The organism is Pseudoalteromonas sp. SG45-5 (assembly GCF_014164085.1).
Taxonomy (GTDB): domain Bacteria; phylum Pseudomonadota; class Gammaproteobacteria; order Enterobacterales; family Alteromonadaceae; genus Pseudoalteromonas; species Pseudoalteromonas aliena.
In genome coordinates, this window is the sequence record NZ_JACJEM010000081.1 from 1 (window position 1) to 13,444 (window position 13,444).

The following is a 13,444-nucleotide window of genomic DNA, read 5'->3' on the forward strand; positions in this document are numbered from 1 at the left end:
CTGCTTGTTTTAAAATGGCAAGGATCTGACTATCTGTAAAATGTGCTTTTTTCATAATTTTCTCCTGTGTTTACAATAAGAGAAAATTCTACATTTGGCATCTATTATTTTTAGGGAGGATTACCAAGAATGCTATTGATAATGAAGCCATCGAAATTTCACTCAAAGAAATGGGAGAGTGCCCAAAAGAAAATGAAAATTCATTATGGGAGCTAACTATAAAAGATAACGGTACCGGCTTCAGTATTAAAGACTTTTCATACTTATTAAGCATTAGTAGCTCTAGTAAAAATAAAACAAAAAAAGATATTGTGGATTCAATGCCTGAGTGGATGAAGCCATCAGGAGCATTCGGTATTGGTTTTCAGAGTTCATTTATTCTTGCAGATAAAGTGAGCATTACAACAAAAAGTCTCTTTACGAATGAGTGTAGTCATGCAGAATTATATAACCCCTTAGGTGAAAAAGAGGGGTTGGCACTTTTAAAAAGTTTGTCTAATGATATATCTACTCAACACGGGTCTGAAGTTAAGATTATATTTTCGCTTAAAAAAATTGCTACAAGTTGGAGTATAAGTTTACATAGAGAGCCAAGTGTTAAAAGCATGATTTTAGATAGTCACGATCCAAATCTAGATGAATCGTTTCCGTTTGAGTCAGCACGAATTGCTGACTCGATAGTTGATTTTGCGAAACACTCACCAATTAGAATAAACGGCCATTATAAAGCGAAAGATCAGGAGGCTATGCCTCTCTATATTAAGGATGAAGAAGAAAAAGGATACTTTATAGATTTAGGTGATGAGCAGGTCGAGCTACTTTTTTACCCTACTAGCCGATTCTCGCGGGTTAAAACCTTATATCGTGGACAGGAGTTTGATCCTGGAAATATCAAATTTCTTTTTGCAGATATAACGATAAATTTACTTTCAGGTAAAGCTGGTGCTTGGCTTTCAATTAATAGAGATGAAATAAACAAAGAGGCTAGTCCTAAATTAATATTGCTTATAGAAAATTCACTTTTCTATATTGCTAAGCTTATAGTCGAAGATTTAAAAGCTAATCACGAGAGCTCAGGTGACAAAGAAGAGTTTAAAATACATTTTTCTTTATTTTTAAATACCATGGCTTTAATGGGGTCTAGTAATAACCCTTGGGAAAAGCTATCGGATGACTTTAATCGTTTTGATAAATTTTGGCTCAAATATAAGGTTGCTGATAAAGCTTTAGACGAGCATTTAAATGGAGAGCCATTAAGGATTGGAGAGAAAAACCTTAATGGTGAAAACGTTTCTATTTGTAATATCTATTTGGGGAGTAACCCTGATTATGATGACTTGATAAAATGTTTAGTATTCAAAGAGTGGCAAGAAAGGCATGGGGTAAACACAATTGAGATAATCGAATCAGATGACTTTAAAAATCAAAAAACAGATTTAGTTTACCTGTGTTCAAAACAAAAGCCATTTGTAGTGGTCAATAAAATTTGGCCACAGTTTTAGAATCTTGGTATCTGACCTCAGATTCATTTGGCGCTAAACCGGCATTATAATGATGCGGCCTAACATTATTGTAATATCCATTTATGTAATCACTAACGCTATATTTAGCGTCTATAAAATTTCCATATCCACTCTTTGGCATCCATTCCGTCTTAAAGCTTCTAAAAAATCGCTCCATTGGCGCATTATCCCAACAGTTTCCACGCCTGCTCATACTTTGTGTGATTTTATAGCGCCATAAACGTTGGCGATATTTTAAACTTGTATAATGACTACCTTGGTCAGAGTGAAACATCAGTCCTGTCGGTTTTCCTCTGCTTTCATACGCGAGTTCAAGCGCTTTTAGCGTTAAATTAGTATCTGGTGATAACGACATTGCCCAGCCAACCACTTTGCGTGCAAATAAATCAATAACGACGGCTAAATAAGCCCAGCGATTGCCCGTCCAAATATACGTCACATCACCGCACCACACGGTATCAGGCTCAACAACATCAAACTGTCTATCAAGCAGGTTTGGGATTTCAAGGTGTTCATTACCACCACGTTTATATGAATGTTGAGGTACTTGGCAGCTTTCGAGCTTTAATTTAACCATTAGCTTAGCTGCACGATAACGGCTCAATTCAAAATCATTGTTCGTTGCTATCGCTGCGATTGTCCGTGCCCCTGCTGAACCACCACTCATCGCATGTATTGCTTTTACTTCAGCCTCTAACCTTACTTGCTCAGGTGTCGGCGTTGTATCCCGTATGGCCCAGTACTTATAGCTGCTGCGATGCACATTGAATACACTACATAGCACACTAATTGGATAACGCTCTCGTTGATTTAACTTCTCGATTAACGAGAATTGTTCAGGGAGTCGGACATCAAGAGAGCGGTAGCCTTTTTTAATATATCCTTTTCTAATTCAATGCGTTGTATTTGCTTTTTAAGCTCACGGATTTCAATTTGTTCGGGCGTCATTGGTGAAGCTAAGGGTGTCTGACCATTACGTTCTTGCTTTAATTGAGTTACCCATTTACTGACGGTTGATTTACCAACACCCATCGCTTTTGCTGCGTCTTCTTGCGTATAACCTTGGTCTACTACAAGCTGAGCCGTTTCTAATTTAATTGCCGCTGAATATGTTGCGCGTTTTAATTTCGTCATTTTTTCACCCAAATTTGTATGCTTATTAGCATAACATTTCTTTCTTAATGGGTGGCCAAAATCACTGTACCACTTGTATTACAACCTTATAACAGTAATGCTTTGCTTTCAGCTTTAATGAAAGCAAAATCGAAAAGTAATGCAAACTCTAGGGTTTTGGTGCCCTCTCCGCGAGGTTTTGAATCATTAGTACTAGATAAGTCCACCAGGTTAAATGCTCATTATTTATTTGATACAGGAGTAGGTGATTACGAATACATGCTTTTGCCCCATTTATTTACAACTCCTAAAAGTGGATATTCTACTGAGGGTATAATTTTTGTATCCGAAGAGAAGTTAGATAAGCTTTGTGAGTGGATAAAACCCAAATTGAAAAACATGTTGACTGAGGCTGAGATTAAAGAAAAATATGATGAGTTAATTAAGTATATAGATGCCTTGATGGCCGAATCACCTTACAAAGATAAGTGGTTTAAATTATTAGCTAAATAATAAAATTGATAGCCAAGAACTAAGCTGAGTCCACCAAGGTTTGTTTAAGGAAAAAATTATTTTTCTAGAGCGTGAACCTTCGCTCTAGAAAACTTGACCTGATGAAGTATCAATATTATCGAGTCAAGTTTATTACTTACGGCACGCAGCTATTACCTATAAAAACATTTAAACCACTAACCCCTACTTAATATGCGCTAAATACGCTAAAATTACAGGCTACTTTTTTAGCAATAAGCCCGTAATAAATATGACCTCAGCCACAAGCCCTAGCACTTTTTCCGAACTTGGCCTTATTCCAGAGCTATTAGCTCGATTAACCGATTTGGAATATACCCAGCCTACACCTATTCAAGCTAAGGCTATACCTAGTGTGCTTGCGGGTAGTGACCTAATTGCAGGGGCAAATACCGGTTCAGGTAAAACAGCAACGTTTGCGTTGCCTATGTTGCAAAAGGCTTTCCTAGAGCAGGGCGCTAAAAATACTGCCAGCAAAGGTAACTTTGTAACAGGGCTTATTTTAGTGCCGACTCGTGAGCTTGCTACGCAAGTGGCCGATAGCGTTAAATCGTATTCTGCTAACTTTAATGGCGCAATTAAAACGGTGGCGGTGTTTGGTGGTGTGTCGGTTAATACCCAAATGCAGGCTCTTCGTGGTGGCGCCGATATTATTGTGGCAACACCTGGTCGCTTACTTGATTTAATCTCAAGCAATGCGATTAAGCTCGATAATGTAACTACGCTTGTGCTTGATGAAGCCGACCGTATGCTAAGCCTTGGCTTTACCGAAGAGCTGGCTAATTTGTTGGCGCTTATGCCTGCTAAAAAGCAAACTATGTTGTTTTCAGCAACTTTCCCTGAGCAAGTTAAGCTATTAACGCAAGAGCTTTTAAACGACCCAGTTGAAATACAAGTACAAAACAAAGATGAAAGCACCTTAGTACAGCGTGTTTTTACCGTAAACAAAGGTGAAAAAACCACAGTTTTAGCACATTTAATTAAAACGCATAAATGGCGCCAAGCGCTGATTTTTGTGAACGCTAAAAAAGACTGTGAGCATTTAGCGGCTAAGCTTGAAAAGCGCGGTGTTAATGCACAAGTGTTTCATGGTGATAAAGGCCAAAGTGAACGAACTCGGGTAATCGAAAAGTTTAAAACGGGCGAAATCGAAGTACTTATTGCAACCGATATTGCCGCCCGTGGTTTAGATATTGAAAAGCTGCCAGTGGTAATAAACTTTAACCTACCACGCAGCCCCGCTGATTACATGCATCGTATTGGCCGAAGTGGCCGTGCTGGTGAAGTAGGTTTAGCGTTATCACTAATTGATTACGAAGACTTTCATCACTTTAAAATCATCGAGAAGAAAAACAAACTACGTTTAGAGCGTGAAGAAGTGGCAGGTTTTGCTGTAAACCAAGCAAACCTTGATGCCGCTCAGGCGCTTAAAAACGAAAAGCCAATGGCAAAACCTGAAGGCACAGGCAAGAAAAAGAAAAAAAATAAAGCCGATGATATAGATGATGTATGGAGTGGCTGGAGAGGGCGTTCTAAATAGGAAATATAATTTATTATTTTGTCTAAACTTACAATTGGCGATAAGATCAGTTGTTGACGTATTGGTCAATTTTGACTAAGATCGCTATTAACAACTAACCCTACTTCCACGCGTAGCATTGAGTCTCCTGGATATAGGGAGAAAAAGCCGACCTTAGTGTCGGTTTTTTTGTAGCTAAAATTTAAGGATCGACTTTGAAGACTCGAATATATATTGATGGATATAATTTATATTATGGATGTCTTAAGCGAACACCTTACAAGTGGTTAGATATATTTAAATTATTTGATGACTACATCCTCCCCAGCTCTGCAAGTAAAGCCCATACTAACGACAATTTAAGCATTAAGTTTTTTACCGCTAATATTGTAGAAAAAGCAGCTACGTCAAAAGATTCTTTAGCTGATCAGCAGGCTTATCACCGAGCTTTAACTTTTAATAGTTCAAATAGTCAGCTAGAAATAATCAAAGGTTACTACTCTATAAATCCAACACGTGCATTTAAAGTTGATCAAAAAGAACCTAAAAAGCATCCAAATGAATGTGAGTATGTGGACATTTGGAAGCTTGAAGAAAAGCAAACTGATGTAAACATTGCCGTTGAGGCTTTATTTGATGTATTTACAGATGATTCAATTGAGCAAATCGTGTTTGTTACTAATGACACTGATTTAGAAAGAGCTTTAGAAAAAATAAAATCTCTAAATAAAGTTAAAATAGGCTTAGTGATCCCTACTACTGATAATGTTCGTTACCCTAATGAAAAATTAGATATACATGCTGATTGGACGCGTAGGAATATTTCAATTGATGAGCTAAAACAGTCGCAGTTGCCACGTGTTATCCAGGGAGGAAGAAAACCAGTTTCTAAACCTATAGGTTGGTTTGGTCAGCCAGAAATACTTGAAGAAATAATATTAACTTTATTACAAGTTGAAGCTAATCGAACTAAATGCTGGCGCTGGTTGGAAAAGCCATTACCTAGCTTTGATGATTTACCGTCATTAACGGATCCTCCAATTCTATTACTTGATAATGAAGAAACAGCAAAAATAGTACTAAGTTATGCCAAAAGATACACTCAGTTATTTAAAAGCTAGGCGTATAGAGCTTTCGAAATATTTTCGATATCACTTAAATGAAAAAATACCGAATAATAAAATATACTATTCAGCATTAGGTTCTCATAATTCAAGCGTTTACTTTAACTGTTTAAACTCGCTACGAGCTTAATGTTCGTGGTCGTGTTCTTCCTCTTGTGCAATCCCTAACCAAGTAATGTTTGCAGGTGGGAAGGTTAGTTCTAGTTCACCTTCCACTTCTAGGTCTTCTAAGTGCACTTGTACAACGTGTTGAGCAATTGGGTCGGCAATATAAGCAAACTGACCATTTTGCGCCACTGTCATACTAAAGCTCATACCTGCGGGCATTGTGGTTACGTCTGCTTGAGTAATATCTACTTGGCCTGCGAGTTCCCAGTGCATTTCGCCGTCATGGTCATGTCCTGTAAGTACATTTAAAAAGCCTAGACTGTCGAGTACTAAAAAGTGTTCACCACTGGCTGAAAAAGAATAAGATACCGCACTTGCGCCATCGGCTAGTTGCCATTCTAGCGCTTCCATTTCAGCGTCGCTTGGGTTGATACTTAACAGTACAGCAGCGCCGCCGCCATGACCCGAAGCTATACCAATAAAGGTATCGCTTTTTTCGTGGCCGTATAATCGACCAATTCGTAGATCGCCTATCGTAGCAATATTAGCTACTTTTTCTGCTTCGTAGTCATCACCTTGCTGGTGGGCAAGTAATACACCGTCACTACAACCAAATGCGATGGTGTCGTGGTTTTGTGCTGCACCGTGTAAATCAGGGCAAGTAAGTTCAAGTGTTTGCTCTAGTTCGTATTCGCCATCGTGAAAATGATAAACACCGACTTGATCAGGCAGGATCTTAGCGTTTGATGTACTCTGTGCATCATCGCGACGAATTGTTGATAATACGTGCTCGCCGCGTGGCTCTGCCACACCGTGCATATTTATATTGTAGCTAATGCTTGGTAATGCCGCTGTTGCGTTTGTAATATCGTTGTCGGTTAGCACCGCTACTGAGGCGGTTGTGCCTGATTGTGCGTCACCATCATAAAATATAGCTAATTTACCATCGTGATTAACGAGGTGGGTAGGGCGGCTGCCGCTGGTTAGTTCATAACTGCTAAGTACAGGGCTTTGTTCGTAGTCATGTAGGTGTGCACCGTGGTCTTCACGCCATAAGCCACCATCAATAAAGCCAAGGTAATCTTGGCTGCGACTTGCAATAAGTGCATAACGAAAATCAGGAGACACTGACAGCGTATTTGAATCATGTGTTAGGGTGAATGTTTCAAGCAGTTTATTGTCGTCTAAGTCAAAAAAGCTGGCTGCGTTGCTATCAGCGGCAAGTACAGCGAGTCTTCCTAATGAGTCGATTGTATAGCCATCGCCGTGGTCGCCATCATCACCGTGATCATGGCCGTCATCAGGCACTGCAATGGGATCTTTTTCAACAATGTTGGTTTCTGCATCGCCGCAGGCTGTAATTAATGTACTGCTAATTGCAAGTGCAATAAGTTTTAGTTTGAATAGTTTGAATAGTTTGGTCATGTTGTTTTCCTTTAATTTATAATTTTTATGGCTTAGAAATAGCCACGAATGCCTAATGCAAAGCTGCGGCCTGGGCGTGGCGCAATATTCTTTAAGAATGAGCTATGCACACGGGCTTCTGTGTTCGTTAAATTTGTGCCTCGTAGGTACAAAGAAAGGTCTTGATTGAGTACCGATAAATCATAAGAAATACTGGCATTGACCAAGGTGTAACCATCGGTAGCTGTTTCTTCAGGAGCGGTACGGTCTTGCTCTTGGTAGCGAGTGGCATGAATGTGAGCACTGAGTTTTTCGGTTTGGTAGCTAAACTCTGTACCGAAGCGCAGTGGTGGCGTACGCGGTAGATTGCTACCTGAGTCAAGGCGAGCGCGCACGTAATCTGAAAATAGCTCAAGCTTGAACTCGTCGGTTAACTGCCATGCAACTTGCGCTTCAAAACCGTGTAAAGTTACATCGTCCGTCTTGAATAAATAAACAGGTAATTCAGATGAATGATCATGCTCGTCACCGTGATCATGGTCATCCCCGTGGTCGTGGCCACTTTCAGCGTATAAGCCTGTTTCAACTTGATAATAATAGTTGTCTACTTGGTTATAGAAGGCATTAAAAATGAAGCCTATATCGCCTTGGGTTTTACGAAAGGTTAGGTCAATATTATTGGCGGTTTCTAAATCAATGGTGTGATCAGATAAGCCTAAATGGCCGTCTTCATGAATATCAAACAATGCGCCGACTTCATAGGTTGCAGTACCAATATGAGGGCCGAACGACAATAACTCAGAGGCTGATGGCGCACGCTCTGAACGCGACAATGACAAGCCTAAATTATAGCTAGGAGCAAAGTCCCAGACTACGCCAGCAGATAAACTAACAGGAGTAAATTCATGCTTTGCGTCAAATACGCGAGTTGCGTTGCTGTGTTCATCATGGCCGTGATCATGGTCGTCATGTCCACCTACGTCATCGTGCGCGTGGGCATCAATGCTTGGTAGTAACACGTTATTTGCATCGATAGTTACGCGTTCGGCGCGGCCACCTAATTGCACTAAAAAATCACCAAAGTGTCTTTCTTCCATTAGTGCAATGGCATAGCTTTGTGTTTGTGAAGGAGGCGTAAACGCTTCTGAGCCTTGTGCTTCAACATCACTTTGTTTGTAATGAAAGCTAATGCCGCCATTCCACTCATTAAATTGACTATGCAAAATGTCTACGCGTAATTCGTTGGTTTCATTTTTAAATGTGGTACCAACTGAGCCATGTTCAATTTCTGCGTGCTCGTAATCTGTAAAGCCTGCACGTAGGTTGATCTTATTAAGCCATTTACTATCTAGGTTGTACTCACCTAATAATTGCACTTTTGTTTGCTCTAAATCGGCAAATACGCTTTCTTCTTCATCACTGTGCTCGTCTTCACCACCGTGAGAGTGACCCGGAATGCCGTATTGACGATTAAATTGCTCGATGGCTAAACCAATAAAGCCTTGATCGAATAAATAGCTGGCGCCAACAGTAAAGCCGTCAGACTCTTCGTTGCTGTTTTTTACAACATAATCACTATGGTGCTTTGCATGGTCATGATCGTCATGTGCTAATTCAGCAGCGACGGGTATTTCATAGTCATTCGCTTCTCGCCAAAATGCATCAGCATAAAAAGCAAACGAATCAGTGCCTGTGGTCGCATTAAAAGAAGCAACGGTTTGGTCATCAACCGAGTTGTGCTCTACATTCCATTCACCACGAGTTGTACTGTCGGTTGGTACGCGGTTATCTACCACATTGACTACCCCGCCAATTGCACCACTGCCGTAAAATAACGTTGCAGGGCCGCGTAATACCTCTATTTGTTGTGCAGTTGACGCCTCTGAAGCAACTGAATGATCTGGACCCACTCTTGACACATCACTCACATCAAGGCCATTTTGAGTGATCAGAACTCGAGGTCCACTTAAGCCACGAATAATTGGGGTGCTGGCGACTTTGGCGTGAAAATTAGTATTAACACCTGGCAGTCTTTCCAAGCTGTCACCGAGTGTTGCGGCTTTTTCGCGTCTTAATTTTTCACCTGATAAAACACTTACCGGAGAGGCTGATTCCATTGCTGACATATGAATTGGGGTTGCTTCAATGTCAATAACTTCAATTGGTGAGCGCTCTAAATTAAAAGCAACCGATTGGCTATCACTGGTATTGAGGGTGATATCGCGATGAAGATGGGCATAACCTGGGGCAACAACGTGAAGTTCTTTTAAACCGCCTTTTAAACCCGTTATTACAAATTTGCCGTTTGCATCCGTTGTAACTTTTATGTCTGAGCCTTCAACTTCTACTGTTGCGTTGGCAACAACGTTACCTTGCTTGTTTAGCACAATACCTTCAATGGATTTTGCAAGCACACTTGCGGGTAATAAAGCTGCTATCAACACAGCTAATTGAGATTTTCGTTTCATTTTTGCCTCTTACGATATGTTATAATGTATCAATTGTGCTTTAAATGTTATAATGTAGCAAGTGTAATTAACGGTTGTGGTTTAAAGGCTTATTTAAAAGTGAAATTTTTTGCAGGTATTTATTAATGGAGGAAAAAATGAAATCTAGTCAAAGTGTAATGGATCGCCTAGCGATAGGGCTTTCGTTAATATGCACCGTGCATTGTTTTGCAACACCCGTTATTTTGGTGCTTTTACCAAGTTTGGCAGCACTGCAGTTAGATAATGAGCAATTTCATATATGGATATTAATGGCGGTGTTGCCCACAAGTTTACTTGCGTTAAGTCTAGGCTGTAAAAAACATAAACAGTTTAGTTATATGGTTTTTGGGATTGTGGGTTTATGTTTAATGTTACTTGCTATTTTTATAGAGCATGAAGGTGCAGAAAAGGCGCTAACTTTAACTGGCTCAACGTTTATAGCCATAGCGCATTGGTTTAACTACCGCCAGTGTCTTAAAAAAGAAGATGGGGATTGCCCGTGCTCTGGTGATACATCGGAGCAGGTTACATAAAAAAGACGCCTTCGCGTCTTTTTTATGCATTTTATACCTTGCCTTAGGTGTGTTATTAGGTTTTTATATACGGCTCAAAACCGAACGTCTAATAACTTTTTTGTTGGGCGTAAAATGCCGCATATGGATCATGTGTATTTAGTTAACTGGCTAAATGTTGCGTATTCATACTCAAACAAGCTACGTAGGATACGTAATGTCAGAAAAGCCACCTTTCCCGTCAGTACCTCAATCGATAAGTAAGCGCCGCCGTAATATATCAATACTGCTATTAATAGGCGCTAGCTCATTACTTATACGTACGCTAATGTCTTATAACTTTGATAGAACCGCATTATTATATGTTGGCATACCATTTTTTGTCTCAATCGCTTTACTGTACATAATTAAAAAGCCTGAACAACCCACCTTAAACCGATATTACGGAAATTTAGTTTTGTGGTCGCTTATTGTGATGCTTGGCACGTCTGTTGTTTTATTTGAGGGCTTTGTTTGTGTAATTATGTTTATGCCAATCTACTTTGGCATATTGTTGCTTATGTATTTATTTCAGCTACTAACCTGTTATTTACGAAGTAAAAAGAAGGGCACACATTATGCCCATATATTACCGGCTGTTATTTTTTTAAGTGCATTTGAAGGAGTAGTGCCAAGTGCCAGTTTTGAACGAGAGTATTCGATAACTAAAGAGTTGGTTATAAATGCGACCCCTGAAGAAATCCAACAAAAACTTATCAAACCTATGCAGTTAGATATTGAGCGTAATTGGCTGTTAAGTTTATTCCCTATGCCAAGCAATATAGAAGCGGGTACTTTATCCGCTGGTGATGTGCATCATATTGATTTTACTTATCATCGTTGGTTTGTAACAAACACACACAAAGGGCATATGAAACTAGAGTTAACCCAAGTCGAAAACGATTATATTCGCACTACATTTTTAGAAGATACGAGCTACATAGGTAACTATTTAAAACTAAAAGGAACCGAAATCCGCTTTATTAAAACTAAAAATGGAAATACTAAAGTAGCGCTGACTATTTATTATCATCGATTTTTAGATCCCGCTTGGTATTTTGGTCCAATTCAAGAATACGCTATTGGGCAAACGGCAGATATGCTTTTGAATGAGCTATTTGTTCCAGAAACAGCTTAGGATGGCTATGTACACAAATGAGAGGGTCTTAACAAATAAACAAAGCTGCGCCAAAGCTGGGCATGTTGTTTTATCCCCAGTAAAAGTGTTGTGGGTAGGTGGGATGATATTAATTGCCATTATAGGTGGCTGGTATACGTTTTCACTTACAGTTTTATTTGTTTTTATTATAACGACTAGTGTTATTTTATGCTTTGGGCACTCTCTTGGGATGCATCGTAGACTGATACATAAAAGCTACCAATGCCCCGCGTGGCTTGAATACCTTTTTGTTCATTTAGGTGTAATAGTTGGTTTAGCTGGGCCTGTAGGCATGATTAAAACCCATGATATGCGCGATTGGGCACAGCGACAGCAGTATTGCCACGACTACTTTGGGCATCAGCAGCCTATGTGGAAAGATTTTTTCTGGCAAATTTTTTGCGATATTAAGCTTACTTACCCACCGACTTTTAATATTGAAACATGTGTTACACAAAACAATGCTTATAGATGTATGGAGAAGACATGGATGCTGCAACAGCTACCTTTGGCACTATTGCTATTTTGGTTGGGAGGCATGCCTTGGGTTGTATGGGGAATATGCGTGAGAGTCAGTATTTCTATTATAGGTCACTGGCTGATTGGGTATTTTGCACATAACCATGGACAAAGAAATTGGCATGTAAATCATGCGCATATACAAGGTTATAACGTCCCCTTTGCAGCGCTGCTAACAATGGGAGAAAGTTATCATAATAACCACCATGCATTTCCTGGTTCGGCTAACTTTGCTTTAGAAAAAGGCCAGTTAGATGTTGGCTGGCTAGTACTTAAAAAAATGGAGACACTAGGCTTGGTTTGGGATTTAGTATTACCAAAGCACCTCCCCAAGCGCGATGAATTACAAAGGATAAATCTTTAGTATGAAAATGAATTTACTACCAAAGTGGTTGTTATTTTTTTGCGCAGTTATTTGCTTTAAATTAAGTGCCAATACGCCATACGAAATCCCCAGAAGTAATGTTTTAGAGCTTACTGAGCCTTCAACTAAGCGTGTTTATTCTATTTATATTCAGCTTCCAACATCATATACAAAACAGCCTGATAAAACGTATCCGGTTATTTATGTAACCGATGCGCCGTATACGTTTCCTATAGTGGCAGGAGCAACACGGTTCCCTATGAATAGCGGCAAAATGCAGCAGGCTATTATTGTGGCTATTGGTTATGAAAAAGGCTCTGTTGGCTCTAATAGTCGAATTAGAGATTACACGCCTACCTTTGCAAAAGATTGGAAAAAGCAAACGGGTAATGCCAAAGGGCATGCTGAATTTTTACAAAGTACAGTGTTTCCCTTTATCGAAAAAAACTATCGGGCCAGTAACTTACAAAGAACCTACATAGGTAACTCGCTAGGCGGCTTATTGGGTGCAACTATTTTACTTTTAACGCCTGATTTATTTAGTAACTATATTATTGGCAGCCCATCGGTTTGGTTTGATAATAATGCACTATTAGCGTTAAAAGCGCATAAGCCCAAATTGCCTATAAAGGTGTATATATCTGTTGGTACAAGGGAAATACCAGCTTTCGGCGAAGGGCAAAATATGGTTGAAGGTGCAGCGCAGCTGGTGCAAAAAATTAACGCACTTAAAAGTGACAATATAGAATTAAAAAGTGTGGTTATTGAAGGGGCTAGTCATGCAACCGCATTTCCAACAACAGCAATCCAAGGCCTAGATTGGGTGCTGGGTAAAGCGAAAAATAATACAATTAAATGATTCTTAACAAACATAAAAAAAGCGACTACCCAATGTGGTGTCGCTTTTTTAGTAAATAACCTGAACTCTGGTTAAGAGATTTACTAACATATTGAACCATAATGATATTTAAATTTATTTTTCTCTAGCTAGAGATTCTCAGTGAAAACAAGGCGAATTTACGCGTCAATAGCTAGCCTAT

11 protein-coding genes are annotated in these 13,444 nt (G+C 39.5%); 8 read left to right on the plus strand and 3 right to left on the minus strand.

Annotation, left to right across the window (positions count from 1 at the left end):
• Positions 1-134: 134 nt before the first annotated feature.
• Entirely contained in the window at positions 135-1,502 is a 1,368-nt protein-coding gene (locus H5119_RS18800; RefSeq protein WP_310737452.1) for an ATP-binding protein, read from the plus strand.
• On the opposite strand, the gene H5119_RS18805 is transcribed toward H5119_RS18800, so the two are convergent.
• A protein-coding gene (locus tag H5119_RS18805) for an IS3 family transposase (protein WP_182703317.1) occupies positions 1,477-2,657 on the minus strand; the annotation gives its coding sequence in 2 pieces (ribosomal slippage) (positions 1,477-2,399 and positions 2,399-2,657; 1,182 coding nt in all). The genes H5119_RS18800 and H5119_RS18805 overlap by 26 nt on opposite strands.
• Positions 2,658-2,708: 51 nt before the next feature.
• On the opposite strand from H5119_RS18805, the gene H5119_RS18810 reads away from it, so the two are divergent.
• The 3 genes from H5119_RS18810 (at position 2,709) to H5119_RS18820 (ending at position 5,807) form a co-directional block, all read left to right on the plus strand.
• Entirely contained in the window at positions 2,709-3,149 is a 441-nt protein-coding gene (locus tag H5119_RS18810; protein WP_182703318.1) for a hypothetical protein, read from the plus strand.
• Between the two features lie 250 nt (positions 3,150-3,399).
• Positions 3,400-4,707 (plus strand): DEAD/DEAH box helicase, encoded by a 1,308-nt coding sequence (locus H5119_RS18815; RefSeq protein WP_182703319.1) that lies wholly within the window; start codon positions 3,400-3,402, stop codon positions 4,705-4,707.
• Positions 4,708-4,901: 194 nt separating this feature from the next.
• Positions 4,902-5,807 carry an NYN domain-containing protein gene (locus tag H5119_RS18820; protein WP_182703320.1) on the plus strand — a complete coding sequence of 302 codons (906 nt, stop codon included), beginning with the start codon at positions 4,902-4,904 and terminating at the stop codon, positions 5,805-5,807.
• 129 nt (positions 5,808-5,936) lie between these two features.
• Here H5119_RS18820 and H5119_RS18825 read toward each other — a convergent pair whose 3' ends face one another.
• The gene (locus H5119_RS18825; protein ID WP_182703321.1) at positions 5,937-7,343 is read right to left on the minus strand and encodes a 5-methyltetrahydrofolate--homocysteine methyltransferase; all 1,407 of its coding nucleotides are present in this window, start codon (positions 7,341-7,343) and stop codon (positions 5,937-5,939) included.
• Positions 7,344-7,375: 32 nt separating this feature from the next.
• A complete protein-coding gene (locus tag H5119_RS18830; protein WP_182703322.1) occupies positions 7,376-9,790 on the minus strand; it encodes a TonB-dependent receptor in 2,415 nt (804 codons plus the stop codon).
• A 137-nt stretch (positions 9,791-9,927) separates the two neighbouring features.
• Between H5119_RS18830 and H5119_RS18835 the strand changes: the two genes are divergently transcribed.
• The 4 genes from H5119_RS18835 (at position 9,928) to H5119_RS18850 (ending at position 13,263) form a co-directional block, all read left to right on the plus strand.
• Entirely contained in the window at positions 9,928-10,344 is a 417-nt protein-coding gene (locus H5119_RS18835) for a MerC domain-containing protein (protein WP_138585218.1), read from the plus strand.
• Between the two features lie 196 nt (positions 10,345-10,540).
• Positions 10,541-11,500, plus strand: coding sequence for a hypothetical protein (locus H5119_RS18840; RefSeq protein ID WP_259399034.1), 960 nt, complete (start codon positions 10,541-10,543; stop codon positions 11,498-11,500).
• A gap of 7 nt (positions 11,501-11,507) precedes the next feature.
• Positions 11,508-12,404, plus strand: coding sequence for an acyl-CoA desaturase (locus tag H5119_RS18845; protein ID WP_182703323.1), 897 nt, complete (start codon positions 11,508-11,510; stop codon positions 12,402-12,404).
• Between the two features lie 7 nt (positions 12,405-12,411).
• Entirely contained in the window at positions 12,412-13,263 is an 852-nt protein-coding gene (locus H5119_RS18850) for an alpha/beta hydrolase (protein ID WP_077538899.1), read from the plus strand.
• Positions 13,264-13,444 lie beyond the last annotated feature (181 nt).

Coding starts and splice junctions, on each gene's coding strand:
- H5119_RS18825 (WP_182703321.1), bottom strand. CDS start 7,343: ATGACCAAACTATTCAAACTATTCAAACTAAAACTTATTGCACTTGCA.
- H5119_RS18850 (WP_077538899.1), top strand. CDS start 12,412: ATGAATTTACTACCAAAGTGGTTGTTATTTTTTTGCGCAGTTATTTGC.
- H5119_RS18840 (WP_259399034.1), top strand. CDS start 10,541: ATGTCAGAAAAGCCACCTTTCCCGTCAGTACCTCAATCGATAAGTAAG.
- H5119_RS18830 (WP_182703322.1), bottom strand. CDS start 9,790: ATGAAACGAAAATCTCAATTAGCTGTGTTGATAGCAGCTTTATTACCC.
- H5119_RS18845 (WP_182703323.1), top strand. CDS start 11,508: ATGTACACAAATGAGAGGGTCTTAACAAATAAACAAAGCTGCGCCAAA.
- H5119_RS18815 (WP_182703319.1), top strand. CDS start 3,400: ATGACCTCAGCCACAAGCCCTAGCACTTTTTCCGAACTTGGCCTTATT.
- H5119_RS18835 (WP_138585218.1), top strand. CDS start 9,928: ATGAAATCTAGTCAAAGTGTAATGGATCGCCTAGCGATAGGGCTTTCG.